Below are 22,689 nucleotides of genomic sequence, written 5' to 3'. Positions count from 1 at the left end.
TTTTTGCCATCTTTTTTAATGGAGATTTTTATCATCCGGTTTCTGCTCCAGCAAATTCTTATATTTTGGATTGCTGGCAACAAAGTCATGAAGCCTTGCACCATAGTTTTCAATCCACTGCCTGACAATTCTGTCTGTCACCTGGCTTCCTTTATACTCATAGCCCGCTTTTGCACGGGTCGTTTCAAAATCATCCCACAAAAGCTCTACCCATGTCCGGGCCTGGCCGTAGGAAAGGTTGCCGTTTTTCTCCATGAGAAGCTCAACCAGTCTTTCTTGTGTTTCAAACATAGACAGCACCTCTTTGCCAAATATTATTGTTATTGCATTTCGTTCATAAGCCTGCTTTTTTAAACACATACTATTCTTGCGCGGCTAATCAAGGCAGCACGCGCAAGCATACCTCGAGGAGGGGAAACGAATGCGGAACAAAGCAAAAAATTTCCCAAATCAGAATCATAACAAGTTTGAAGGCGAACCGCGCGCGAAAGCAGAATATGCTTCAAAACGCGCAGACGGGTCAATCAACACCCATCCGCAGGAACGCATGCGGGCGTCATCAAACCGTACAGATGATACACCTGAATTATTTTAACCAATAATGAGGAGGTTTGATTATGGGAAACTCTAAAAAGTTTTTTGATAACAATCCTTATTCCAGTCCGTTTACTGGTCCCTTTTACCGCCCGAAGCATGCACATGCCCAGGTAAATGGGCAGACCCAGCAATCGCAGGACCTCATTATTCTGAAAAGGCAAACAAGGAAACAGGCCTAGCCTGCAGGGAAATCAGAGCTCTCCGCTCTGATTTTCCTTTAATTCCTTCAGCATGGAAATCGGAAGCGCCTCTTCCTCCTTTCCGCCATGCAGCCTGAAGCCCCAGGCGAACACACCATTCAAATAATCTATTTTAAAATATGAGCCGGGATCGCCATCCACTTCATAAATCTCCCCTGCTTTAAAGTCCTTCGGATCAAGAAGGTATGCTTTGGCCATGACGGCTTTTCTCTCGAGGACAGCAAATTCACTGAGCATGCCCATTTGTTCAGCCTTTCTCGCCTGTTCATGCAAGCTGGCGATTTCCTGCTGCAGTTCGTACTGGGAAAGCTGACTGTATCTTTTCTCCTGCGCCATTATAATCCATCCTTTTTTATTCCTGTGTCCGGCCTGCCGGAGGAAAACTTCATCTTTTTTTAGTATAGTGAAAAGAGCTGTATAAATAAAGGACTTTACCCTTGAAGGAGGACTCAACATGCAATCAGTTATCATCACCGGCGCTGGCACCGGTCTTGGAAAGGAGCTGGCCCTTAAATACGCCGGCCTTGGTTTCCATATCATACTATCCGGAAGGCGTGAAGCAGCTCTCCAGGAAACGAAAGAAGCAATCTCCAGCCAGGGGGGAAAGGCGGATATCCTGATTCTTGATATAAGCAAGCCGGCTGAAGTAAAGGAGAAAGCTGCGGGACTGCCAGAGCAATTTGATTTGTACGGTGTGATCAACAATGCCGGCGTTGGGCATTTCGGTCCTTTTGAAGACCTGAAGGACGAGGAGCTCCATGATATGCTCACAGTCAACCTGATGGGCACCATCTACATGGCACAGGCACTCCTCCCTGCTATCAAGCAAAAGAAGGGCAGCTTCCTTATGAATATCATTTCAACTGCCGGGCTGCGCGGCAAAGCAAATGAAGCTGCATACTGTGCCAGCAAATTCGCGGCCCGGGGCTTTACTGAAAGCCTGCAGAAAGAATACGAAAACGATCCGGTCCTGATCCAGGCAGTATATATGGGCGGCATGGACACCCCATTTTGGGATCATAACAACTATATTTCAGACCGCTCACGCCTCCGCTCACCTGCTGAGGTAGCCGGCATAATTACCGAGAACCGTTTTGAAGAGAAGATTGTGATTGAATCCGGAAAATGATTGGATGTAGAACAAAAAAACAGGCAGCGCAAATACCCGCTGCCTGTCTTCTATTCTTCCTCTTCCTTTTCCTCAAGGAACCGGTCAATCAATTCAATCGGAAATCCTTTTCTAAAGAGTGCCTGCTTCATTTTTTGCCTATATTCATAGCCCTGCAGCTTTTCGTATTTCCGATAGGCTTTTTCTCCCTGATAGCGGATGGCGTCCATTTCGCCGTCATCGTCTTCCTCAAACTCTGCCTCTTCGACGGCAATATTGATTACGGAGAAAGGATAGCCTTTCCTGAGGAGCATCTGCTCAAGCTTCTGTTTCAGAAGCCTCTGTGATTCCCTGCTGTACTTTTTTGCATATTTCTGGCCCAGCTTTACTGCTGCTTCGACCTGGTCCTCAACAGGGAACTCCTGTATGGCTTCCTCTATATCAGGCTGTGATATCCCCTTCTCCTTCAGCTCCCGTTTAATGACGTCAGGGCCTTTATCAGACGTATTGGCCTGTGTCCTCACATAAGCGATGGCAAATTCGTTGTCATTCAGAAATTTATATTCGTACAGCTTAACGATGACTTCATTGATGATGCTTTCATCTGTTTCTTTTTCAGCAAGATGCTTCCTTACCTCTGTTTCCGATCTCATTCTTCTGGATAAATAATGAATAGCCTGGTTATAAGCTTTTCTGATTTCATCCTGAAATTCTATTTGGGTCAGGGAGAGCGCGTCAAGCTCCATCCCTTTTTTCAGGCCGAATTTGATGATGACATCTTCATCGGCACTGAAGGCATACTGCTCACCCTTGCCATAATCCATAAAAATGTTATAGCGGTCCTTCCTTTTTTGCTGGACTGATATTTTTGTGATTACCGGCATCCTCTTCACCTCTCTCTCCACTTTATCACAATGTGCTGCATCACTTGCAAACTGCAGCCTGGAAAAGGAGTTTACACAGGAAAAAGCGTATAAATACAGTATAGGAAAAGGAGGTCCACCCATGAGAATAGCGATTACAGGCGGAACCGGCTTTGTCGGGCATGCCCTTGTGAAGAAGCTCGCAGAATCGGGCCACACGGTTTTCATTTTGACGAGGAGCACAGAAGGAAAAAAGAACGGAAACAATATTCACTATGTCCAGTGGCTGAATGAAGGTGACAATCCGGCGGCACAGCTGAAAGAGATTGATTATATCGTCAACCTGGCTGGCGAATCGATCAACAGCGGCAGATGGACGGAAGAACGTAAGAAAAGGATTATTAAAAGCAGGCTGGATGCCACAGAGGCTGTCCTGAACATAATCAGTGAGCTAAAAGAAAAGCCTGAGGCTCTGATCAATGCCAGTGCAGTTGGCTACTATGGCACTTCGGAAACAGAGACGTTTACAGAAAGTAATAAAGAACCGGCGGGGGACTTTTTGGCTCAGACTGTTAAACAGTGGGAAGAAAAGGCGGCAGAGGCAGGCAGATGGGATGTCCGCACCGCATTCTGCCGATTCGGGATCATTCTTGAAAAGAATGACGGGGCGCTCTCCCGGATGGCTCTTCCCTATAAACTTTTTGCAGGAGGCAATCTCGGCAGCGGCAATCAGTGGGTTTCATGGATCCATCTTGAAGATGTGGCAAGGGGCATTATGTTTGCCATGGAAAATAAAAACCTAAGCGGCCCGGTTAATTTTACGAGCCCCCATCCTGTCCAAATGAAGGACTTTGGCAGGACCTTGGGAAGCACCCTCCACCGCCCCCACTGGATTCCTGCTCCAGCCTTTGCACTTAAGCTCGCTCTTGGGGAAATGAGCAAGCTGGTGCTCGAGGGGCAGCGCGTTCTTCCTGCTAAGCTGGAGGCTGCCGGATTCAGTTTCCGCTATCCTGGGCTTGAGGAAGCACTGAAAGATATTTATTAAGAAGGTATGATTCCTTCCTTTTTAGGAAAAATTAAGAAAAGGAGTTCATTTTTTCGGAAAGGGATGGTGCCTGATGGATAAAAAATCGAAAGATAAGTCCAAGAGTACATTGTCAAGCATGCAGGAGGTTGTTTACTCCAGGGAGTTCAAGCTGGCAGACCAGGCCGGCGGCTTTACGAAGAAAAAATCCAAGCATTGATGCAAAATGCTCATAATTGCCTTGATAGGGTGCAAGCTAAGAGTACGGAAGCCAATTCCGTACTTTTATTGTTGAAAGGGGTTTTTCGAATGGGCCGTGCACATGGACACAAAACTCGGGATAAAAACAAAGCATCACTTCCACAAGTTCCGAAGAACATGAAATCAGATGGACTGGATGTCGAATTTGACCGCGACCTTGCAGACCATGATGATTTAGAAGCAATGGCACGTTCAAAAGCTGCCGACCAGCGCGCCAAAAACAGCCGCTGACCGGCTGAGGGCATTTGCCCGCACTCTCTCAGCATAAAAAAAGCAGCAGGTCCAGAACCTGCTGCTTTTCTCTTTCCTAGTGCCCGTGGGCATGCCTTTTCGCAAAAACGGCCGTTTTCTTCTTCTTTGCCATGTTCTTAAAATAAGGAATCATGATGCGGTCAGCACCCCAGTAATAGGCTGCCCCGCCTGCGAATAAGAGGAGGACCGCTGCTGTGTATAAAATCGGATTCGTGCTTACTGTACCGGCCAGAAGAAAGTTAAGATTCATGAATGCACCCGCAATCAGGGCAGGAATGGTTGCTGCCCCAAGTACAAGCCCGGCTCCAATCAGAAGTTCTCCCCAAGGTATCAGAACATTGAACAAATCTACATTTGGAAGAGCAAAGTGCTCGAGGAATCCGGCATACCAGCCCTGTACAGCTGGATGGTCCCCTCCTGCCTGGGCGATCGCCCCCTGCAGGAATCCCCCTGCATCAAAGCCATCAGCGAGTTTATGCCATCCCGCTTCAATCCATTGGATGCCGAGCCATATTCTTAATACAGTCCATATTGCCGCTGCCTGTGGAGTTTTCAGCACTTTCATGATCATCGTCTCCCGCTTTGTTATTTTGTGAATAACTTCACAATACTAAACAAAAAATAATTAAGCCGGCCAGCTTTTACAAGAAAGTTTGTGAATATCTTCACTTACTTTCTACACTTTTAATATACTCCATGTTTTTCCTTTCTGCAACGCACTTCACAATATGTTCATATTCTTTTTACTCTGTGAATAAAAAGTATCCACAACCCTGTGAATTTTGTGGATAATCTAAATAATCTCATATTTACTAACGCTTTAATCAGTTAACATAATAATGAGTAAAACTTCTGATAATTCTGTGGGTAATGTGGATATGTCTGTGGAATACTTTTCTGCTCATGTTTTCCCTGTTAATAAGTCTCTGGATAACATGCTATAAGACCTACACCCCTAAGTCTTTAAACCTATACAAGTATAGATAAAACTATAAGATTAACCCTTGCAATACGAGGTACATCGTAATACACTGTTAGTAACATTAGGAAAAAGGTGATGGAAATGGATAAGGAAATGATGAAAGGGAGTACAGATCTCCTGCTTTTATCGCTCATTGCCCAAAAGGATTTATATGGCTATGAAATCACAAAAATCCTTAAGGAAATCTCCGATGAAGCTTATGTAATGGGTGAAGGCACTCTCTACCCTGCCCTCAAGCGCCTGGAGAAAAAGAAGTTTGCAGAGTCATACTGGAGCGAAACGGCAGCAGGGAGAAGGAAATATTACCGTATTACTGAGGACGGCCTGCAGGAGCTGGAAAAGAAGCGAAAGGACTGGAGCCTGATCGAAAGCATGATCCGCAAAAGCTCGGGGGGATTAACGTGAAATCGCAGCTTGAACGTTTTGTCATGAAAATTGTCCAGCATACCGAATGCTCCAAAGAAGAAAAAGAAGATCTATTCGAGGAGCTTATGGTACATCTGCAGCTTTCAAAAGAGCACTTCCAGGAACAGGGCTTCAGTGAAAGTGAAGCCGAACAGAAAGCGATGGAACAGTTTGGCGAGGAAGGGGAAATCGGAAGCCAGATTCAGCAGTCTCTCTTTCCATACCGAAAAGAAATGATGCTGACGCTTGCCATCTCTTCCATCCTTTTTACAATAGGCGCTTATCTGGGACAGCTTTTGATCAATGGAGATGCCCATATCGGCTGGCTGCTGCTTTCCATGGGCGCGAGTTCCATGATTCTTTTCCTTGCCGTGAACCAGGTTTTCCACCTGAACCGGAAGCTCTGGATGAACTCCCTGCTGATTTTGCATATCCTTGTTTATGCGGCCGGCTATCTGCTGGCCAGCAATCTGGATCATAGCATCTCACTCGGACTTTCGATCTGGGATTGGCTCAATATCCTTCTTGCCATTGTCCTTGTCTATCGGACGACACTGTATGATTTCAGCGCCAGCAGCGGCAAGATGGATAAAACTTTGAAAAAGCTTCATGCCATCAATATTACCGCCGGCGTCCTGATCACAGCTGCCTGCCTCTTTTTTGCCTGGGGAGGGCTTATCATGATCGGCCTGCACCCGGTCATATTGATTTCTTTAAGCCCGATACTCTTCTGGGTCATCCTCTATGTGATCCAGATCAAGGTTGCAGGAAAAAATAAGAAACTGGCATACGGACTCTCGGCGATTCCCTTCATCGCCATCCTGGCAGGCCTGGCACTTATCTACGCGCCTGCCCTGTTTTACTAGAAAGGAGCTTTTCATGAAAAAGAAAAGTATCATCCTGCTGTTTTCATTTATTGGAGGCATCACGCTCCTGCTTATCCTCCTCGGGCTTAATCTGGATAAATCCGAAAATGAAAAGCAGAATGGGATTACCAATCAATATGATATATCTTCAAAGAATACGATTGCTTATGTAAATTACAAAGATGGCAAACCAAGCCTTATGCTGTACAACAAGGAAAAAGATATCAATGCTGAGGCATTTTCCCTGGACAGCTCAAGAATGATCCTGGATCCCAGCTTTTCCTATGACGGATCTCTGCTAAGCTTCATTTCCACCAATAAACAGCAGGATGAAGATACAGCGTTTAAAACCACCATCCATATTCTTGATTTATCGACAAAGCAGGTCACAGATGCTTTTACCGAGAATGAGCTTATCACGGAAACTGAATTTTCTCCTGTTGATGATACTCTCTATTATTTGCGCGCCGGCACCTTTCAGAACTATTCACCTATTGCCAGCAAACGGCCGCATGACCTTGATGTCTGGTCATTTAATCCGGCTGAAGGCGAACATAAGCAAATAACTGATCTGAAGAGCTATTCTATGCACAGCCTCCAGCTCAGTCCGGGAGAAAACAGTGTTTTTATCCAGATGGATGATGACCAGGGTGCTGATACACCTGAAGAAACCTTTGAGGTGAAGCAGCGCATATTTGAAATCCCCATAGATAACCCTGATAGCATGAAGATAGCAGGTGATCCTGACAGAAAAATGGATGTTTTTGATTTCACCTTCTCTCCTGATGGAAACACAATGATTTTTCAATCCATCAGTAACTCTGATGAAGGAGGAACCTATGAATATGAGCTGTATAAAATGGATGTGGATTCCGGAGAGGAAGCCCAGCTTACCCATTTAGGGGAGTATACAGACAGGCCGGTATTCAGTGCTGATGGTGACCGTGTATACTTTATGGTCGATAAGCGTTTTGCTAAAGGGTCGCCCGAGTATCATCTGTACTGCGTGAAACTGAATGGCAAAGAAATAGAAAAGATAGAACTGCCTCTTTCAGAAGACTAGAAAGAGGCTTTTTCCCTTTTAAACTCGAGAATACAGGGTATAAGTCCTATAACCCATAGACAGAGGAGGTAGGGAAAAAAATGCTGGAAAACCTGCTGAAAGAGCTGATCAGCATCAACAGCTCGGACAAAGAAGGGGCCAATGAAGCTGTTGCCTATTGCGGGCACTGGCTTAAGGGCCACGGGCTCCCTGTACATATCATTGAAAATAACGGCTACAAAATGCTTGTTTCAGAGATAGGGAGCGGCAATGAAACCATTGTCTGGAACGGCCATGTGGATGTTGTTTCAGGCAAAGAAGATCAATTCATCCCCGTAGAGGTGAAAGACAAGATTTATGGCAGAGGGGCCGCCGATATGAAAGCTGGCGTGGCAGCGATGATGTGCGCCTTCAAAGAGCTGAAGGAGGCGCCGCTTGGGGTCAAGCTTCAGCTTCAGATCGTTTCTGATGAGGAAATCGGCGGGTTCAACTGCTCCGGCTACCTTGCCGAAAATGGATACCGCGGCGATTTTGTCATCTGCTCAGAGCCGACCCAGCTTGGAATCGCCCTCCAGGCAAAGGGCGTCATGCGTCTCGAAATTGCCATTGATGGAGATCCGGCCCACGGAAGCCGGCCATGGGAAGGCATCAATGCGATTGAAAGGGCATATGAAGTCCATGGAAAGCTGAAGGAGCTCCCTTTTGCCAAAGAAAGCTCCGAATTCTATCCTTCCCCTTCCATCAACCTGGCCAAAATCCGCGGAGGCGATGTATATAATAAAGTCCCGGAAAAATGCGAGCTTTTTTACGACATCCGCTATTTGCCCGGCCAGGATAAGGATGAAATCGTTAAACAGATCGAATCGATCACGGACGGGGAAGTGCTTGTCAGCATGTTCAGCAAACCGCTGCAAACAGCAAGGGACAACCCATTCATCTTAAAGCTGAAGCCGGTCGTTGATCGGCATATTAAAGATGAAGCGGTCTTTTTCGGACAGCATGGCTCTGCCGATACCGTCTTCTTTGCCAACTACGGCATACCGGCCATCGAATTCGGACCGAGCGGACTGCATTGGCATGGCGATAAAGAATATGTACTGCCGGAGTCTGTTCATGTATACAAGGAGATGCTGGTTGATTTTGCTGAAAGTTTTTAAAGAAAGGGGTTCGAAATATCTCTATTTCGAACCCCTTTTAGTATGTTTCAATCTATTCTTTTTCCGGAACGATGCAGCTTCCATCCGTACAGCTGGCATCAGCCGCACCTTCCGGGGACAATTCCTGCAATTTCACTACAGGATTTTCTTCTTCCCACACCTTCTGGAGAGCGCTGGCAAAGGTTTCCGCAGGCTGGGCGCCTGAGATGGCATATTTCTGGTTGATGACAAAATAAGGAACCCCTGTAACGCCATATTGCCGGGCAATGCCTTCATCAATGCGGACATCATTGGCATAGGCTTTTTCATCCTTCAGAATGCTGAGCGCCTCTTCCCTGTCCAGTCCTGCTGCTTCCGCAAGACCAGCCAGCTCCTCGTGATCGCCTATGTTTTTTGATTCTGTGAAATAGGCATTAAGGAGCTTTTCCGTCAGAACAGCTTCCCTGCCCTTTGTTTTAGCGAATTTAGCCAATCTGTGGGCGTCAAAGGTATTGCCCGGCTTCATTTCGTCAAAATTGAAGGTCAGGCCGACGCTGGCTGCCTGCTGCCCCACTCCCACATTGGCCTGCTTCGCCTGTTCGATGCTCATGCCGTATTTTTCAGCAAGTGCCTCATGAATGCTTCTCCCAGAGTAAGGGGCGGCATTCGGATCGAGCTCAAAGCTCTTGAAATCAACCTCTACCTGATCCCGGTATGGGAAATCCATCAATGCCCCTTCCAGGCGGCGTTTCCCTATATAACAAAACGGACAGACAAAATCCGACCATACTTCTATTTTCATCCTGGACACCTCATTTCTTAACTATCCCCATACTAGCACATCTTATGCCAAAACCCTCAGGCGGATGCTCAGGCATGCTCTCCCCGATTGTCTGTATCAGGCGGCCTGCATCAGGTTAAGTTAAAAAAGAACAATACCCATTGTTCAATCCTTCGTCGGGAGTGATGGATCATGGCAAGAAACAAACTGTTGGTTCCTGGTTCAGCTAATGTACTAGATCAGATGAAGCAAGAAATAGCCAATGAGTTTGGAGTTGAGCTTGGTGCTGAAACGACCGCGCGGGCAAACGGCTCTGTCGGCGGCGAGATGACAAAGCGCCTTGTCGCCCTCGGAGAGCAGCAGCTCCAGAACAGGCAGCAATAGCGGGCCTTTGTGGAGCGGGAGACCCTTTTAGCGGGGGTCTCCTTTTTTTATTGGCTGTGTTAAATATGAATGTTGATAATTAATTAGAGATAAGAAAAACCTTATAAGGTTTCCAAATTGCTTGTTAATGAATTATACTTCTGTGGATTGTGTTTTTATAACTTCAGCACCAAACTCTAAGCATTCAATACATATAGAAACTCCTGGTCCCATAGCTAATTCTCCGGCTTCTTCTTTACTTCTACGACAAAAAGAACAAGTGGTACCGTGTTCTGTATTGCTTAAACTATTTGGATTTGAAGTTTTCTCTAAGGCATTGTACAATTCATCAATTACTTTTGGTTCAATATAGTCGAAGTCTCCTTTTAATTTCACTGCAATAGTAGTATAAGCAATAGCCATTCCTTCATAGAAACGCTGCCTTTCTAATTGTTCACTACTTTTAGATTTCTCTTCACATAATGAGCTAAGTTTCTCTAATTCCAAGATCATATCTTCAATCTTGGCACCTCGAAATGTTTTTTTGCGAAAATCTTTTTCCATTGCATACACCTCCTAATTTACATGTATACATTTGTATACATACATAGTGAGATATATTCTTCACACATATAGATTGTTCCTTCAATTTCCAAATTTTTTCAGGAATTAACTTACTCTTTCACATTAAGAACTAACATTGATATGGCGAACGGACATGCGCCTTGATTTTTTAAAGAGCGCAGCAAGGCAAATGCTTATTGCAGCAAAAGAGAGTGCAAGCAGCAGAAAGAAATACGGCGGATAATAGACCATCTCGATCCTGTTCTGACCTTCCTGCAGCCGGAAGCCTGTAAATGCATAATTGGCCTTCAGCAGCTCTTCTTCCTCTCCATTGATCTTTAAGCGCCAGCCTTTTTCAAAAGGCAGCGGAATGATTGCATAATGCCCGCCTTCATTTTGAAGTTCAAATGACAGACGGTTTCCTGACCACTCTGCCTCTGGCGGAACATGGCGGCGTTCTTCTTTTTTCACATTTTCCAGCACCTCAAAGGTTTCTTCATAAAGCTTAAAGTCCTTTAAATGATATTCTCCCTTTGGCATCCTAAGGGAAATCTGGTCCGCTGCCTTGACCCTTATGATCAGGTCATCCACACCCGTCCGGTATATAGACCCTTCTTCTTTCCTGATTGTCTGGAACTCATTGACCTCAAGGATAAATTCTTCCTTGTTGTTGATGCCATCAATATTGAAGCCAACCAAATAGTCTTTTGCAGAAGGATTTCTTTCACTGATCAATAAATCAATGCCGCCTTCCTCACCGCTGACCTTGAGTTTTCCGCCCGCATACTCGGCGTTTACAGGCTTGATTTCTGCCTGCGAAATTAGATTTGTGCTGTCCGGTATCGGGGCATTTGCTGTTCCCTTTTCAAGAACAATTCCTTTCAGCATCGCCTGTTCCTTTGCCGAAGGGGAACTTCCTTTCAGATCTTTTTCCAGATAAACGCTGTCAGCCGTCCGCACAAAAGGCAGGAGGTTTTCATTTTCATAAGCCTCATAACCGCCGGCAGAAGCAATTCTCTTAAAGCCGTAAGGAATGGAGGCATCTCCCTTCTCAGCAATATAATATTTTCCCATGAGGATGCTGTACAAGTTGGCCCGGTCCCCAAGGGAAGCATAGCGGCTGACGCTCTCACGCCCCATATCGATTTCAAGATCACTGAGATAAAACCATAGAAGCTCTTTATTTAAGATACTGGAATAGACGCTCATTCCTCTGAAATCCTGGACAATCGGAGTATTATTCCTTAAAGGGATCATCCAGTCGATCCTTGCCAAAGGATCATCGTTACCCTCCTGTACCAGCCGGATGAGCTCCTGCTGGTCTGCACCGTTATAGTCACGGCTGTTCATGAACTCCTTTGATACACGATATTCCGTCCCTGTCACAGTCAAACGCTCTTCCTGGTAAAAATTCGGGATCAGCACGCTGGTCAGGATGACAGCAGCTGAAAGCAGTACTGCGGCCTTTTTCCTGAAAAATGCTGCCCCCAGAAGGAAAACAGCAGCCGAAATGAAGGCTGCAATCGCCATATAAGCATCCTGCACTTCTTCAAATTCCAGCTTAGGGTCAAAATGATAGAACAGTATGTAAAATAAAGCCGCACCTGCTCCTGCTGATGCAAGCGGAAGAAGCTTGAGCCTGCCCGCCAGGGGGAGTGCAGCTCCTGCCGCCCCGCCTGCTGCAAGCGACAGCATATATTCCCAGCGGTACTGGGGAGCAGAAAAACCATTGAATAAGCTGCCTATAAACGGACTGAAATGCAGGATGGATAGAACGATCGTCATTACAGCAAAAAACCTGAAATGCCTGTTCCTGTATAAAGGCTTTGCCAGCAGGCAGATGAGAACAAATGCCGGCAGATAGACAATTCTTCCGTTCAGCAGCAAATTGTCAATAAACTCAAAAGCAGGGATATGATCCTCATATGCAGGTCGGTAATTGTTCAAATAGCCATATACGGCAGGAAAAAACGAAAAGCCGCTGATGCAGAATCCTGCGGCCAGCCCGATAATATAATGCTTCAGCTGGATCAGCTTGGCCCGCCCGTTTCCATCAAACGGGAAAGTCCAGCGAAACAGGACATAAACGCCGCACAGCAGGAAATTAACATAAGCAAAATAAAAATTGTCAAATAAGCTGATGGATACAGCTATTATGAATAAACCGGAACCCTTCCCCTGCATGATCCTTTCAATCCCTATCAGGAGGAGGAGAAGCCAGAGCATGCTGTCGGCAAAAAATTCCCAGTAGGTCACATGCCTGAAGTAAATGATGCTTGTGCCGTAAATGACAGCGCCAGTAAAGGCGGGCAGTGCTTTCATTCCCAGCATCCTGAAATAATAGGAGGCCAGAAGCAGGATGCCGGTCAGCCTGATGATGCTTACAATGAGGATGATGTCAGCCCAGTAAAAAATATACGGAGCCCCGATCAGGCCGAGTCTCTCAAGTATATAGGTTACAAGCATCGTAATCAGAAAGAAGATAGAAGTAGCAAAATAATAGCCAAGCTGGGTATAGGTGCCGCCGCCGAACCCGAAGTCAGGCGAATAGAAAAACTCCCCGCTGGTGTACTGCTCATACAAGAGCTGCTTGAACGGCTGCATTTGCGACAATCCATCGTTCATCCCGGTCATATAGCGGCCCTCGAACCACTCAGAAATAAAAAACATATGGCTCATTACAGCTGCCAGCAGACAGAAGAAAAAGAAGGCAGCCTTAGGCCATCTGTCTGCCTGAAGAAAGTTTAATAAGTTTGGTAAGTAGCTTCGCGCTTTTTGCATGATGTTTTCAGGACTCTCCCCGTTAAAATGAAAGTAGCTGGCAAAGTAAAGACGACTGCAATGACCGGTGCAAGGCTGCTGCTCACCTTCAGCCCATCGACAAGTATGAACAAGATGAATGCAGTCATGCCCGTATTGAACAGCTGTGTCAGCGGAAAGCGGATGAACGCCCCCCATGTCGGCTTCACCCTATATGTAAATAGAGTATTCAGGAAAAAAGAACCAATCAGGCTGCTTGCGAAACCTATACTATGCGCAAGGAAATAATGGAACCCTGCCCAATGGAGAAGAACAAGATAGACTGAATAATAGTGCAGGGTATTCACCCCGCCGGTCACGGCAAAGCGGAAAAATTCACTGTGTATGAACCGCATGCTGCTCCCCTCTTTCGCTTGCTTGCTGAATATTGGTCTGCTGAATCAGATAATGCGGCCTTTTCTTTGTCTCATAATAAATGCGGCCGATGTATTCACCGACGATTCCCATGCAGACAAGCTGAATTCCTCCCAGGAAAAGGACAGCAGATATGGTCGTGAAATAGCCGGGAACAGAGACTCCATGCTGCATGATCTGGACAAAGGTAAATCCGATATATCCGAGCGAAAGCAGAAGGACAAAGGCGCCCAGATAAAAGCATGCCCTGAGCGGCTTGTGGTTAAAAGAAACGATCCCATCAATCCCGTAATTCAGCAGTTTAGGGAATGACCATTTTGTCTCCCCTGCTTCCCTTTGGACATTCTCGTATTCTATTATTTTCTGCTCGAATCCGATCCATGAATAAAGTCCTTTGGAAAAGCGGTTTCCTTCACTGAGCAGCAGGAGCGCCTTTGCTGCTTCTTTGCTCAGCAGCCGAAAATCTCCCTCACCGTCTGACAGCTGCACGTCCACTGCCCTGTTCACAAACCGGTAGAAGCAGGAGGAAACGAATGAACGCACCGGAGAATCTCCCGTACGGTTCCTTTTGGCAATCACCTGCCCATACCCTTCTTCATATCCCCTCACCAGCTGGCAGATCAGGGAAGGCGGATGCTGAAGGTCGGCATCCATCATGATGACCGCATCACCTTCTGCGTTCCGGAGTCCGGCAAGCATGGCCGCCTCCTTCCCGAAATTCCTTGTAAACGATATAAATTTTACTTCCTCATGGTGAAAAGCCAGCCGATGGATGGTTTCCATCGTGCCGTCCGAGCTCCCGTCATCCACAAACAGGATTTCATATTGATAAAAAAGGCTTGCCATTTCCGTCCGGATTGCCTCCAGCACCCTGGGGATATTCTCAGCTTCATTATAGGAAGGGATGATAAATGATATTTTTGCCTGACTCATTCTGCTGCCTCCATTTGCTCTTCCGGCTGGCCGACCATGATTTCCGGATGATTGGTTGTAATCTGGATGCTTCCGCCCAAGTCCTGCACCTTTTTCAAAGCTTCTTTGCCGTTGACTGTCCATGTGCCGATTTCAATGCGGGCGTCCAGCAGAGATTCAACCAGCCCACGGGAGAGAAAGCCATAGTGAACGGATACATGGCTTGCCCCCGTATAAGCTGCCTGCTCTGCCAGGAGAGTCGCATGACCCAGGTAAATCAGGCCGGTGCGGATCCTCGGATCCAGCTCTTTCAGCTTCAGAAGTGAATGATGATCAAAAGAGATGACCAGGGCCTCTTTATAGAGCGAATATTTCCTGATCAATCCTGCCACTTTTTCTTCAAGTCCTTCATACATTCCGGCCATCTGCTTCAGCTCAATGAAAAGCTTCTTTTTTCCTTTGGCCATTTGAATGATTTCCTCCAGCGAGGATATCGTTTCGCCGGAATACTCAGGGCTGAACCATGAGCCTGCATCAAGGAGTGCCAGTTCAGCGGCAGTATGGTCCTTCACATTTCCGCTCCCGTTTGTTGTCCTTTCCAACGTGTGATCATGAATGACAACAGGGATCCCATCCCTTGATAAATGGACGTCCAGCTCTATGGCAGAAATCATAGGGTGCTCAAGGGCGAGCCGGAAAGCGGCCGCCGTATTCTCAGGGGCTTTCCCGCTCCAGCCGCGGTGTGCAACACAGGCATTCTTCAGCATCAATCATCATCCTTTCCTGTCTATTTGACTCCTGTATAAACAAAAGCACGGATAATCTGTCTTTGAGCAAAGAAAAAGGCAATAAGGATCGGCACAACAAGGATCATATTTCCTGCCATAAGCACATTCCAGGCAGTTCCTCCCTCTACTTCCCTAAGCTTGGATATCCCGAGCGGAAGGGTGCGCGCCACATCGCTTGTCGTCATAACAAGCGGCCAGAAATAATCGTTCCAGTGAGTGATGAAGCTGAATAATCCAAATGTGATAAGAACAGGCTTTGCCATCGGAACCATAATGCGGAACATGATCTTCCATTCAGAAGCTTCATCAAGCCGGGCGGCTTCCAGCAGTTCCTCAGGGACCTGCATGAACGACTGCCTGAGCATAAAAATGCCAAAAGCACTGGAGGCAAACGGCAGGATCAGCGCCCACAGGGAATCAAGCAGCCCCCAGGAGCTCATCTGCAGATAGACCGGCAAAAAGATAAGCTGAGAGGGAATCATCAGGGTAATCATGGTCACAGCAAAGAAAAACCTGCTTCCCCTGAAACGGTACCGGGCAAAAGCATAGGCTGCCGGTATAATCGTCAGAAATTGCAATATCAGGATTCCCGCTGAAACCATCAGGCTGTTTAAGAAGTAGCGGAAAAACGGCCCGGAGTTCCATGCCTTGGAGAAGTTTTCCCATTTGAACTCCTCAGGCAGCCATTTCGGCGGAAATGTCATTGTTTCACCAAGCGTTTTAAAAGAAGTGGAAATCATCCAGACAAACGGAAGTGCAAAAACAGCAACAACCAGTAAGAGTGCGGCCAAATTGAAAAGCCTTCCTGCAGCTTTAAGCTTCATATATAATCCTCCACATCATCGGTAATGGACTCTCCGGGAAAGCAGCCTGAAGTAGACTATTGTCAAAAGGCTTACCAGAATCAGCAGCAGAACACCTGCGGCCGATGCATAGCCGATTTTGAAGAACCGGAAACCATACTCATAAATATAGAAAACAAAGGTATTCGTTGAATTAATCGGCCCGCCCTGGGTCATGATCGCAATCGTTTCAAACACCTGGAATGACGCAATCAGGGAAATGATCGTCAGGAAAAAGAGCGTCGGTGACAGCATCGGGAGCGTCAGCTTGAAAAAGGTCCTCGCCTTATTCGCCTCATCCAGCTCTGCCGCTTCATAAATATCCTTCGGAATGCTCTGCAGCCCGGCAATGAAAATGAGCGTATTGAAGCCGATCCCCTTCCAGACCGCCACAATGACGAGAGAAAACAGCGAGGTTCCCGGATCTGTCAGCCATGGGACATTTGCGATGCCGAACAAATTGAGAAACCAGTTCAGCAGTCCATAGTCAGTATCCATGAGCCACATCCAAAGCATCGACACTGAAACAAGCGAGATAATATGCGGGCTGAAGATCGCACCCTGCACAAATCCGTACAGAGCTCCCTGCCTGTTCAGCCACAGGGCAAGCAGGAGAGAAACCGCCACCGTCAGTGATACTGTCAGTGCTGTGTATGTAAAGGTATTCTGCATCACTTCAATGAACTCACGCTCTGCGAAAAGCGCTTTGAAATTGCCGATACCCACAAAATCCTTAACAGGACTGACAAAGTTCCAGTCATGGAAGCTTAAATAAATCATGTATAAGATAGGATAAATGAAAAATAATCCGAAGATGGCAATCGATGGCGCAATCATGCCATACGGCCGCAGCTTATTCATCATGATATCAGCGGCCCCCTTTTACCAGTACAGGCTCCTGCATGCTCATGCTTGCTGACCTGTTCCTTATTCCATCATTCGTGAAAAAGTAAAGCTTTTCATATGGAAGCCTTACATCCACATCCTGCAGATGGGGCATCGGATCGAGAAAGCTCTTCACATGCATAACGCCAGCCGTATTTCGAACAGTATAAATGGTCTCAGATCCAAGTGTTTCCATCGCGGCCACCCTGGAAGGGAGGATGATGCTGTGCGCATCAAAGGTATCCGCCGTAACGATTTCCATATGCTCTGGCCTGCATCCAATATAGGCTGCGTCACCGTCTACAGCCGGCATATAATCAGAAAGCAGGGCTTTTTCCACTATGTTCATGGGAGGCGTTCCGATAAAGCTCGCGGCAAAGATATTCTCGGGATCATGATAGATAGCCATCGGGCTGTCAGCCTGCTTGATTTTGCCTTTATCCAAAATGACGATTTCATCCCCCATCGACATGGCCTCCACCTGATCATGCGTCACATATATAAAGGTGGTGCCGAGCTGCTTGTGAAGCTGGATCAGCTCTGTCCTCATCTGGACTCTCAGCTTCGCATCCAGGTTGGAGAGGGGCTCATCCAGAATGAATACCTTCGGCTTCTTTACCATGGCCCTGGCGAGCGCTACCCTCTGCCTTTGTCCGCCTGAAAGGTTCTGCGGCTTTTTATCAAGATATTCCTCCAGGCCGACAATCCTTGATATTTCAGCAATAAGCTGTTCCCGTTCCTGCTTAGGAACCTTTTTATTCACAAGCCCGAATTCAATATTTCCCCTGACCGTCATGGTCGGATACAGAGCATAGTTTTGAAATACCATGGCAATGCCGCGCTTTCCGGGGGCAAGATCATTCACTTTCTGGTCGTCGATCCAAATCTCTCCTCCTGATTCCTTTTCCAGTCCTGCAATCATCCGCAATGTCGTTGATTTACCGCAGCCGGATGGGCCAACCAGTACTGTGAAGGATCCATCACGGATGGTCAGATTCAAATCATTGATGATTTCCTCGTCTTTATAGGTTTTTGATATATTCACCAATCTGATTTCAGCCATGCCTTTTCATCTCCTGTTTTCGAGTATTGGATTTTCTCCAGACAAGGATCCTAGATTGCCCCTGAAGGAACGGCCTCCAAAAGCATCAAGAATCCGGCCAGCTCTTCGATTGTTTTTACTGAATGGTCCCACTCCTCTGAGCCGGCATGCTCATACCGGGAAATCAGGCAGGTCCTGCCCCCAAGCTGTTTCACCGGGTAAAGGTCATTGAAGGGATTGTCCCCGACGGATAAGATTTCATGTGGCTGATAGCCTTCTTCCCCCAGCCTTTTCATGACGCCCCTGATGCCCTCAGGCTTCTGTGCATCCACTATGTATGTATCAAACAGATTTTCCAACCCAAGAAAGCTGACAAATTCTTCAGCAGAAGGAGATGGGGTGTTGGTCATAAAAATCTTGCGATCAGCACCCATTTTGCCTACCGCTTCAATCAAGCCGGGGAACACCTCGATCTGATGGGGTCCGGCAAGCATTTCCTTCCTGACTGTTTCGAACGCATTCAGCTGTTCTTCTGCATGGACGCCATGCCTTTTTGCAAGAATGGCTGCAATCCCCCATGGATCGCCTATGTAGAAAAGTCCGTCCATCTCTTCCTGGTTCAGTTCAGCTTCCTTCCCATCCCATCCGAAGCAGCCTGTCGGGTTAAGCTCTTCATGGCTGTATGCCCTTTTTCCATCATGACAGGACAAATAGCCGAACTTCACCGGGTGCCTTCCCTCCAGAATCATATAAGCTTCATCAATGGCTGCCTGCAGCTCCTGTCCCTGCAGCCGGCTGCCAAGCATGTGGCTGATATATCTCCCTAAAAAGGCATAATCCTGATATAATGTGCCGTCCAAGTCGAAAATGGCCACTTTAATGTCTTTGTGCCAAGTCATTCTGCATTCCCCTTTCTTTATGAATGCCGGGGAAAAGGACTGAATCCCTCCCCCGGCAGCCTGATGCGATTATTGATTACTTAAGCAATTGATTGGCTTTTTCTGCTGCCTCATCAAGGGCGTCTTTTGGAGCAAGGCCATCTTCAAGCATGACCCTGGAGATTTGGTCTGTCAGGATTTTAGCCACTTCAGGATAGGCTTCTGCCATCGGACGGGCATGACCATACTGCAATTGGTCGACAGCCACTTTGAATTGCGGCATTTTCTCATATAGTGACTTCATTTCTTCAGAATCTACAGCTGAAAGGCGGCTTGGCAGATAGCCAGTATATTCGCTGGCATAAATGGTTTGTTCTTTTGCCGTCATCCATTTGATGAATTCCCATGCGGCATTTTGCCTTTCCTCATCAAGACCGGCTGTCATGACCAGGTTGGCACCGCCTGTCGGCACTCCATTCACCTTATTGGCAGGCATGAAAGCAGTGTTCAGCTCAAAGCCCTGTTCTTCGGCCACGCTCAAATTATAAGAAAGATCGGCTGTAGAAGAGAAAGCCATGGCAGAACGGCTGTTGGCAAAATCCTGCTTGGCTACTTCTGCAGCTGCTTCGCCGCCAGGAACCTTGATGACGCCTTTGTCGGCCATCTTTTTCCAGAATTCAAGCGCTTCAACACCCGCTTCTCCATTGAATTCAGCACTCTTTTCATCATCAGAGATCATTTGCCCTTCACCTTGTGCGACAAATGCTTCATACATCCAGATATTGACCGGCATGGTCATCCCGACCGTTTTCCCTTCTTTTGTGAGGGCAGTCAGATATTCTTCGAATTCCTTCCAATCCTTAGGCCCTGCCGGATCAAGCCCGGCTTCCTTCAGCATGGTCGTATTCATATACAGAATCGGTGTGCTTCGCAGATATGGAAGGCCGTAAAGCTTGTCATCCACATAGGAATTCCCCATCAGCCCCGGGTTAAAGTCATCCATATTGATATCATCTTTTTCAACGAATGGCGTGAGGTCCTGTGTCATGCCGGATTTAGCAAAAACGCCAATGGAAGCAATCTCATTCTGAGTGACTTCAGGAGCATTCTTGGCGGCAAAAGCAGCCTGTGTCTTGGAGTGAAGCTCATCATAAGTCCCCTGGTATTCTGCTTCTACATAAATCTTGTCCTGGGATTCATTGAACATCTTGACGAGATTTTCATTATTCTCGCCAATTTTATCTCCCCACGCATACCAGTATTTGATATGGATTCTGTCATCACTGGCAGATGCGGTATTGTCCCCCGAAGATTTCGTTTCTGTACCGGCAGAATTGTTGCCTGAGCATGCGGTTGCCATCAGCAGCATAAAAATCATTACGATAAGACCGGATATTTTCTTCACTTCATATTCCCCCGTTTTCAATGGATTGTGATCTAGCACTTTGCATCAGGTAGTTCAGCTTAAGCAAGATTGGAGCTGTAAAGCTTTCAAGAAAATGGCAAAGGTACTGGCCTGCCTCCTCACCTCCCAAAAAACTAAAGAGACCTCAAACAAACGGAATCCTACTCTCCGTGTTTGAGGTCTCTCTGCATTGAACCTGTTTTCTATGTACTTGTCGATTATGATGTTACATCCCTTTTGCTAAGATAGTATTATGGAATTGTAAATCTTTATTAAACAGGCATTCTCGCATTTTTTTTCCCGGTTTTGCTCAAATCTTCCTTCCAGATTCCCGTATTGGAGGTCGTGACCGCCACAGCCCCGCATGAGAGCGATTCTTCTGCATGCTCCCTTTCCGTCAGCAGGCCTCCCGTGATCACCGGCACCGGGAGCTTTTCCGAGAGTGATTGAATGATATGAGGAAGCCTTGAAGGCATGATTTCAATCATATCAGGGCCATCAGGTCCGCCCAGATCCAGCACATGATCATATACTTCCGAATCTATCATGAATACACGCTGGATGACCATCAGGCGCCGCTTCTTAGCTTTTGCCGCAAGTCCCGGCTTTGTGGTCACAATGCCGAGCGGTTTGACATAATCAGCGATGAAATCCAGCCCTTCATTGTTAAGGCTCAGACCCCCGATCTTTTCTATATGGATAAAAACAGGCAGCCCCTCCTTCCTGAATAGATCTGCATAATTCTTAACAGACATGATATTGCCGGTCATCAGGAAGACAGCGCTGATTTTGTCTTTATGCCTAATCGCTTTTTCAATTCCGCAGGGCTCTTTGACTGCCGCAATCTTCCTGCATGCTTCCACCCGTTCCAGAAATTTCGCTTTCTCTGCCAATGCTGCCACCATAACACTCCTATTCTTAAAATAGATTCGCTGTCCGTGATCCTGTCCTTTCCCCTATTACAGTATCATAATCCTCTATGATGAAAAGTAACCGGGAGACTCTTTAACCTGATTTTTACAATTCCCGTCATTTTTCTTAATATTCGGCCCTTACTGTTCTAAGTGAAAGGCAGTACATACGAAGGGAGCATATAAAATGAAAATTGCAATGATTGGAGATCTGCATTACCCGGCAATCAATGAAGAGGTCTTGGGACTGAAGGAAGCGCGTACAGCTTTTTATGAAACATTCATGAATTTCTTTCTGGATATCGAGGCTGACTTTCATGTTTCGATCGGTGACCTCACTAATTTCGGCCTTCCAAACGAGCTTGAGGAAATCTACAGCATCATCAGGCAAAAGGACCGGACCTTCTACCATGCGCTCGGCAATCATGATGTATATGCGATGACAAAGAAAGAAGTGCTCGCCATCACCGGCCAGAAACAATATCATTCTTTCGAAAATGAAAAAGCTGTTTTCGCCTTCCTTGATACGGCAAGGGAAATGAACTATGAAGACTGGGGCGGCTGGATGGACGATGAGCAGCTGCACTGGTTCGAGGAAGTAGTGGCAGCTTCCGGCTCCAAGCCGCTTCTTGTGTTTGCCCATCATCCTGTCTATAACACAACAACCCGCTCAGATGGAGAAAAAGGCTCCATCCACCGGGATATCGACATGTGGAAAGTGCTGAGCCAAAAGAAAGGGCAAGGTGTTTATTTTAACGGACATACACATGTTGACTCCATTGTGCAGCAAAACAACTGGACCTTTGTACAAAAATCAGCATGCCTTGACCAGCAGGCACTCCGTGTCATTGAAATCGGCCAAGAAGAGATCTCCGTTTCCGCCATTGATCTGGATGATGATTTCCTGGTCGAAAAAGCAGGATTCATCGCCGGAAACATCCCCCACTTCGGGCCAACCCCTGCAGCAAGAGGCACACAGGAACAGCGTGAGTGCCGCATTCCCCTCAATGCAGCTGCCTATCAGCTGTAAAATCACTGGAAGATAGACATGGCTGAGTGCTGTGTCTATTTTTTTCCGGCGAAATACTGGTTATGCAGATGTTGCCGATTTTTTGGCCAGCATTCAGGAAGGTCACAAATATATCCTGGGACTCGCAAATATATCCCAAAAGTCGCAAATATATCTTCAAAGCCGGAAATAAAGCCATAGCCTTCACACCCTGCTGAACGCCAGCCCCTCGAGCCTGCAAACGCCCTGCTCTTTTCTAGGTCCCAAGTCTTAGTCAAAATATGTCTGAGGCTCAATCCGCTTTAGACTGATTGAGTTTATGATGGAAAACAGAAGGATGTGGGATTTACTCCTTTAAAAAGAAAATTTTACTAATTTATGTATTATTTTCTACAACTG

Annotated in this window: 28 protein-coding genes; 12 read left to right on the top strand and 16 right to left on the bottom strand. The window is 46.6% G+C overall.

Translation table 11 applies throughout. The annotated features are described in order from the left end of the window. Window positions 1-15: 15 nt before the first annotated feature. The gene (locus N288_RS05290; RefSeq protein WP_022543506.1) at window positions 16-291 is read right to left on the bottom strand and encodes a YfhJ family protein; all 276 of its coding nucleotides are present in this window, start codon (window positions 289-291) and stop codon (window positions 16-18) included. A 130-nt stretch (window positions 292-421) separates the two neighbouring features. Between N288_RS05290 and N288_RS05285 the strand changes: the two genes are divergently transcribed. Beyond that, window positions 422-595, top strand: a complete 174-nt coding sequence (locus N288_RS05285) for a small, acid-soluble spore protein K (RefSeq protein WP_009795195.1) — start codon at window positions 422-424, stop codon at window positions 593-595. Between the two features lie 22 nt (window positions 596-617). Further along, window positions 618-776: a YpzG family protein gene (locus N288_RS24590; protein WP_009795194.1), complete on the top strand. Its 159-nt coding sequence runs from the start codon at window positions 618-620 to the stop codon at window positions 774-776. Between the two features lie 12 nt (window positions 777-788). Here N288_RS24590 and N288_RS05280 read toward each other — a convergent pair whose 3' ends face one another. Beyond that, window positions 789-1,133: a YfhH family protein gene (locus N288_RS05280; RefSeq protein ID WP_035403156.1), complete on the bottom strand. Its 345-nt coding sequence runs from the start codon at window positions 1,131-1,133 to the stop codon at window positions 789-791. 118 nt (window positions 1,134-1,251) lie between these two features. On the opposite strand from N288_RS05280, the gene N288_RS05275 reads away from it, so the two are divergent. Continuing rightward, a complete protein-coding gene (locus tag N288_RS05275) occupies window positions 1,252-1,926 on the top strand; it encodes an SDR family NAD(P)-dependent oxidoreductase (RefSeq protein WP_009795192.1) in 675 nt (224 codons plus the stop codon). Window positions 1,927-1,976: 50 nt separating this feature from the next. Here N288_RS05275 and recX read toward each other — a convergent pair whose 3' ends face one another. Continuing rightward, the gene (recX, locus tag N288_RS05270; protein WP_022543505.1) at window positions 1,977-2,789 is read right to left on the bottom strand and encodes a recombination regulator RecX; all 813 of its coding nucleotides are present in this window, start codon (window positions 2,787-2,789) and stop codon (window positions 1,977-1,979) included. 121 nt (window positions 2,790-2,910) lie between these two features. Between recX and N288_RS05265 the strand changes: the two genes are divergently transcribed. From N288_RS05265 to N288_RS05260, 3 genes are all read left to right on the top strand, one after another. Continuing rightward, window positions 2,911-3,813 carry a TIGR01777 family oxidoreductase gene (locus tag N288_RS05265; protein WP_009795190.1) on the top strand — a complete coding sequence of 301 codons (903 nt, stop codon included), beginning with the start codon at window positions 2,911-2,913 and terminating at the stop codon, window positions 3,811-3,813. A 73-nt stretch (window positions 3,814-3,886) separates the two neighbouring features. Beyond that, window positions 3,887-4,012 (top strand): YfhE family protein, encoded by a 126-nt coding sequence (locus N288_RS24585; RefSeq protein WP_009795189.1) that lies wholly within the window; start codon window positions 3,887-3,889, stop codon window positions 4,010-4,012. 89 nt (window positions 4,013-4,101) lie between these two features. Further along, window positions 4,102-4,284: a YfhD family protein gene (locus tag N288_RS05260; protein WP_022543504.1), complete on the top strand. Its 183-nt coding sequence runs from the start codon at window positions 4,102-4,104 to the stop codon at window positions 4,282-4,284. 76 nt (window positions 4,285-4,360) lie between these two features. Here the strand turns inward: N288_RS05260 and N288_RS05255 are convergent, their stop codons facing one another. Next, complete coding sequence (locus N288_RS05255) at window positions 4,361-4,870, bottom strand: DoxX family protein (RefSeq protein WP_022543503.1); 510 nt, start codon at window positions 4,868-4,870, stop codon at window positions 4,361-4,363. Between the two features lie 498 nt (window positions 4,871-5,368). Here N288_RS05255 and N288_RS05250 point away from each other — a divergent pair, with 498 nt between their 5' ends. The 4 genes from N288_RS05250 to N288_RS05235 all read left to right on the top strand — a co-directional run bounded on the left by N288_RS05250 (window position 5,369) and on the right by N288_RS05235 (window position 8,757). Next, window positions 5,369-5,692 (top strand): PadR family transcriptional regulator, encoded by a 324-nt coding sequence (locus N288_RS05250; protein ID WP_035403153.1) that lies wholly within the window; start codon window positions 5,369-5,371, stop codon window positions 5,690-5,692. Beyond that, window positions 5,689-6,558 (top strand): permease prefix domain 1-containing protein, encoded by an 870-nt coding sequence (locus N288_RS05245; RefSeq protein ID WP_009795185.1) that lies wholly within the window; start codon window positions 5,689-5,691, stop codon window positions 6,556-6,558. Before N288_RS05250 ends, N288_RS05245 begins: the two co-directional genes overlap by 4 nt. Before the next feature lie 13 nt (window positions 6,559-6,571). Next, window positions 6,572-7,621 (top strand): TolB-like translocation protein, encoded by a 1,050-nt coding sequence (locus N288_RS05240; protein WP_009795184.1) that lies wholly within the window; start codon window positions 6,572-6,574, stop codon window positions 7,619-7,621. A gap of 80 nt (window positions 7,622-7,701) precedes the next feature. Further along, window positions 7,702-8,757 carry a M20 family metallopeptidase gene (locus N288_RS05235; RefSeq protein ID WP_009795183.1) on the top strand — a complete coding sequence of 352 codons (1,056 nt, stop codon included), beginning with the start codon at window positions 7,702-7,704 and terminating at the stop codon, window positions 8,755-8,757. Window positions 8,758-8,809: 52 nt separating this feature from the next. On the opposite strand, the gene N288_RS05230 is transcribed toward N288_RS05235, so the two are convergent. Then, window positions 8,810-9,538, bottom strand: coding sequence for a DsbA family oxidoreductase (locus tag N288_RS05230; protein ID WP_009795182.1), 729 nt, complete (start codon window positions 9,536-9,538; stop codon window positions 8,810-8,812). A gap of 171 nt (window positions 9,539-9,709) precedes the next feature. Between N288_RS05230 and N288_RS05225 the strand changes: the two genes are divergently transcribed. After that, window positions 9,710-9,901: an alpha/beta-type small acid-soluble spore protein gene (locus N288_RS05225; RefSeq protein ID WP_009795181.1), complete on the top strand. Its 192-nt coding sequence runs from the start codon at window positions 9,710-9,712 to the stop codon at window positions 9,899-9,901. A gap of 132 nt (window positions 9,902-10,033) precedes the next feature. Here N288_RS05225 and N288_RS05220 read toward each other — a convergent pair whose 3' ends face one another. The 11 genes from N288_RS05220 to N288_RS05170 all read right to left on the bottom strand — a co-directional run bounded on the left by N288_RS05220 (window position 10,034) and on the right by N288_RS05170 (window position 21,275). Further along, window positions 10,034-10,444 (bottom strand): ClpX C4-type zinc finger protein, encoded by a 411-nt coding sequence (locus N288_RS05220; RefSeq protein WP_009795180.1) that lies wholly within the window; start codon window positions 10,442-10,444, stop codon window positions 10,034-10,036. 123 nt (window positions 10,445-10,567) lie between these two features. Continuing rightward, window positions 10,568-13,225: a YfhO family protein gene (locus N288_RS05215; protein WP_022543502.1), complete on the bottom strand. Its 2,658-nt coding sequence runs from the start codon at window positions 13,223-13,225 to the stop codon at window positions 10,568-10,570. Beyond that, complete coding sequence (locus N288_RS05210; RefSeq protein WP_009795177.1) at window positions 13,189-13,599, bottom strand: GtrA family protein; 411 nt, start codon at window positions 13,597-13,599, stop codon at window positions 13,189-13,191. Before N288_RS05210 ends, N288_RS05215 begins: the two co-directional genes overlap by 37 nt. After that, the gene (locus tag N288_RS05205) at window positions 13,580-14,551 is read right to left on the bottom strand and encodes a glycosyltransferase family 2 protein (protein WP_009795176.1); all 972 of its coding nucleotides are present in this window, start codon (window positions 14,549-14,551) and stop codon (window positions 13,580-13,582) included. Before N288_RS05205 ends, N288_RS05210 begins: the two co-directional genes overlap by 20 nt. Next, the gene (locus tag N288_RS05200) at window positions 14,548-15,297 is read right to left on the bottom strand and encodes a glycerophosphodiester phosphodiesterase (protein ID WP_009795175.1); all 750 of its coding nucleotides are present in this window, start codon (window positions 15,295-15,297) and stop codon (window positions 14,548-14,550) included. The genes N288_RS05205 and N288_RS05200 overlap by 4 nt, the downstream gene beginning before the upstream one ends. Window positions 15,298-15,317: 20 nt before the next feature. Continuing rightward, on the bottom strand, window positions 15,318-16,142 hold the full coding sequence (locus tag N288_RS05195) for a carbohydrate ABC transporter permease (RefSeq protein WP_009795174.1): 825 nt from the start codon (window positions 16,140-16,142) through the stop codon (window positions 15,318-15,320). Between the two features lie 15 nt (window positions 16,143-16,157). After that, a complete protein-coding gene (locus tag N288_RS05190; RefSeq protein ID WP_009795173.1) occupies window positions 16,158-17,024 on the bottom strand; it encodes a carbohydrate ABC transporter permease in 867 nt (288 codons plus the stop codon). A gap of 4 nt (window positions 17,025-17,028) precedes the next feature. Continuing rightward, entirely contained in the window at window positions 17,029-18,108 is a 1,080-nt protein-coding gene (locus tag N288_RS05185) for an ABC transporter ATP-binding protein (RefSeq protein WP_009795172.1), read from the bottom strand. A gap of 50 nt (window positions 18,109-18,158) precedes the next feature. Continuing rightward, a complete protein-coding gene (locus N288_RS05180; RefSeq protein WP_009795171.1) occupies window positions 18,159-18,986 on the bottom strand; it encodes an HAD family hydrolase in 828 nt (275 codons plus the stop codon). A 76-nt stretch (window positions 18,987-19,062) separates the two neighbouring features. Then, entirely contained in the window at window positions 19,063-20,370 is a 1,308-nt protein-coding gene (locus N288_RS05175; RefSeq protein WP_022543501.1) for an ABC transporter substrate-binding protein, read from the bottom strand. A 272-nt stretch (window positions 20,371-20,642) separates the two neighbouring features. Further along, the gene (locus N288_RS05170; RefSeq protein ID WP_009795169.1) at window positions 20,643-21,275 is read right to left on the bottom strand and encodes a glycerol-3-phosphate responsive antiterminator; all 633 of its coding nucleotides are present in this window, start codon (window positions 21,273-21,275) and stop codon (window positions 20,643-20,645) included. 193 nt (window positions 21,276-21,468) lie between these two features. Here N288_RS05170 and N288_RS05165 point away from each other — a divergent pair, with 193 nt between their 5' ends. Beyond that, window positions 21,469-22,311, top strand: a complete 843-nt coding sequence (locus N288_RS05165) for a metallophosphoesterase family protein (RefSeq protein WP_009795168.1) — start codon at window positions 21,469-21,471, stop codon at window positions 22,309-22,311. Window positions 22,312-22,689 lie beyond the last annotated feature (378 nt).

The sequence above is a fragment of the Bacillus infantis NRRL B-14911 genome, assembly GCF_000473245.1.
In the GTDB taxonomy this organism is placed as follows: Bacteria; Bacillota; Bacilli; order Bacillales; family Cytobacillaceae; genus Bacillus_AB; species Bacillus_AB infantis.
This window is presented reverse-complemented; position numbering and strand designations above follow the sequence as displayed.

Bases quoted from the DNA above. Each gene is read 5' to 3' on its own strand.
- N288_RS05290 (WP_022543506.1), bottom strand. From the start codon at position 291: ATGTTTGAAACACAAGAAAGACTGGTTGAGCTTCTCATGGAGAAAAAC.
- N288_RS05285 (WP_009795195.1), top strand. From the start codon at position 422: ATGCGGAACAAAGCAAAAAATTTCCCAAATCAGAATCATAACAAGTTT.
- N288_RS24590 (WP_009795194.1), top strand. From the start codon at position 618: ATGGGAAACTCTAAAAAGTTTTTTGATAACAATCCTTATTCCAGTCCG.
- N288_RS05280 (WP_035403156.1), bottom strand. From the start codon at position 1,133: ATGGCGCAGGAGAAAAGATACAGTCAGCTTTCCCAGTACGAACTGCAG.
- N288_RS05275 (WP_009795192.1), top strand. From the start codon at position 1,252: ATGCAATCAGTTATCATCACCGGCGCTGGCACCGGTCTTGGAAAGGAG.
- recX (WP_022543505.1), bottom strand. From the start codon at position 2,789: ATGCCGGTAATCACAAAAATATCAGTCCAGCAAAAAAGGAAGGACCGC.
- N288_RS05265 (WP_009795190.1), top strand. From the start codon at position 2,911: ATGAGAATAGCGATTACAGGCGGAACCGGCTTTGTCGGGCATGCCCTT.
- N288_RS24585 (WP_009795189.1), top strand. From the start codon at position 3,887: ATGGATAAAAAATCGAAAGATAAGTCCAAGAGTACATTGTCAAGCATG.
- N288_RS05260 (WP_022543504.1), top strand. From the start codon at position 4,102: ATGGGCCGTGCACATGGACACAAAACTCGGGATAAAAACAAAGCATCA.
- N288_RS05255 (WP_022543503.1), bottom strand. From the start codon at position 4,870: ATGAAAGTGCTGAAAACTCCACAGGCAGCGGCAATATGGACTGTATTA.
- N288_RS05250 (WP_035403153.1), top strand. From the start codon at position 5,369: ATGGATAAGGAAATGATGAAAGGGAGTACAGATCTCCTGCTTTTATCG.
- N288_RS05240 (WP_009795184.1), top strand. From the start codon at position 6,572: ATGAAAAAGAAAAGTATCATCCTGCTGTTTTCATTTATTGGAGGCATC.
- N288_RS05235 (WP_009795183.1), top strand. From the start codon at position 7,702: ATGCTGGAAAACCTGCTGAAAGAGCTGATCAGCATCAACAGCTCGGAC.
- N288_RS05230 (WP_009795182.1), bottom strand. From the start codon at position 9,538: ATGAAAATAGAAGTATGGTCGGATTTTGTCTGTCCGTTTTGTTATATA.
- N288_RS05225 (WP_009795181.1), top strand. From the start codon at position 9,710: ATGGCAAGAAACAAACTGTTGGTTCCTGGTTCAGCTAATGTACTAGAT.
- N288_RS05220 (WP_009795180.1), bottom strand. From the start codon at position 10,444: ATGGAAAAAGATTTTCGCAAAAAAACATTTCGAGGTGCCAAGATTGAA.
- N288_RS05215 (WP_022543502.1), bottom strand. From the start codon at position 13,225: ATGCAAAAAGCGCGAAGCTACTTACCAAACTTATTAAACTTTCTTCAG.
- N288_RS05210 (WP_009795177.1), bottom strand. From the start codon at position 13,599: ATGCGGTTCATACACAGTGAATTTTTCCGCTTTGCCGTGACCGGCGGG.
- N288_RS05205 (WP_009795176.1), bottom strand. From the start codon at position 14,551: ATGAGTCAGGCAAAAATATCATTTATCATCCCTTCCTATAATGAAGCT.
- N288_RS05200 (WP_009795175.1), bottom strand. From the start codon at position 15,297: ATGCTGAAGAATGCCTGTGTTGCACACCGCGGCTGGAGCGGGAAAGCC.
- N288_RS05195 (WP_009795174.1), bottom strand. From the start codon at position 16,142: ATGAAGCTTAAAGCTGCAGGAAGGCTTTTCAATTTGGCCGCACTCTTA.
- N288_RS05190 (WP_009795173.1), bottom strand. From the start codon at position 17,024: ATGATGAATAAGCTGCGGCCGTATGGCATGATTGCGCCATCGATTGCC.
- N288_RS05185 (WP_009795172.1), bottom strand. From the start codon at position 18,108: ATGGCTGAAATCAGATTGGTGAATATATCAAAAACCTATAAAGACGAG.
- N288_RS05180 (WP_009795171.1), bottom strand. From the start codon at position 18,986: ATGACTTGGCACAAAGACATTAAAGTGGCCATTTTCGACTTGGACGGC.
- N288_RS05170 (WP_009795169.1), bottom strand. From the start codon at position 21,275: ATGGTGGCAGCATTGGCAGAGAAAGCGAAATTTCTGGAACGGGTGGAA.
- N288_RS05165 (WP_009795168.1), top strand. From the start codon at position 21,469: ATGAAAATTGCAATGATTGGAGATCTGCATTACCCGGCAATCAATGAA.